Genomic DNA, 558 nt, shown 5'->3' with positions numbered 1-558 from the left:
GTTTACGAAGATGCCCAGTAAAATAAAAAATGCCAATTTACGTTTCATACTATGTTAATTTTAATTGAATTACCATTCGTCTGTGCGGAACGAGGATATCGGAAGGTTACCATCCCGCGAAAATATCTCGGACGGCGAGGTGTCGTCCCAGCAATAGCGCACCGCCACCGGCTCTTGCACGTTGGGCGAAAAGAGATACACCTTGTCGCCTGCCAAAACAGCCGTAGCGCGGTGGAACTTTTTGTCATTGCCTGCGAGCACGAAGTTGCGGATGTCTTTGTCGTAAGTGGTCAGTCCGCTCGGCGCTCCGAAGGTGTCGAGCGTTACAATCGCCACGCGACCGTCTATCGTCAGTAATTTGTATTCGGGGCTGCGATAGTGCATCTTCTCCCATCCGTAAGTCTTCGCCAGCGCCCAAAGCGCCATCCTTTCGCCGGCGTTTTTCTTCTTGATCGGGTGAATATCGTAAGGACTGTTGGAGTCCATCAGCACAGCCATGCCGGTGTTGGGCGTCAGCAAGCCTTTGTACTGTGCCTCGCGGATATACGCCGAATTTGG

General features: G+C 51.8%; 1 pseudogene. It reads right to left on the bottom strand.

What is annotated here, in order from left to right:
• Nucleotides 1-69: 69 nt before the first annotated feature.
• Nucleotides 70-558 (bottom strand): annotated as a pseudogene (locus tag ASC50_RS03530) (sialate O-acetylesterase); the annotation flags it as partial.

The organism is Candidatus Symbiothrix dinenymphae, assembly GCF_001431085.1.
This window is presented reverse-complemented; position numbering and strand designations above follow the sequence as displayed.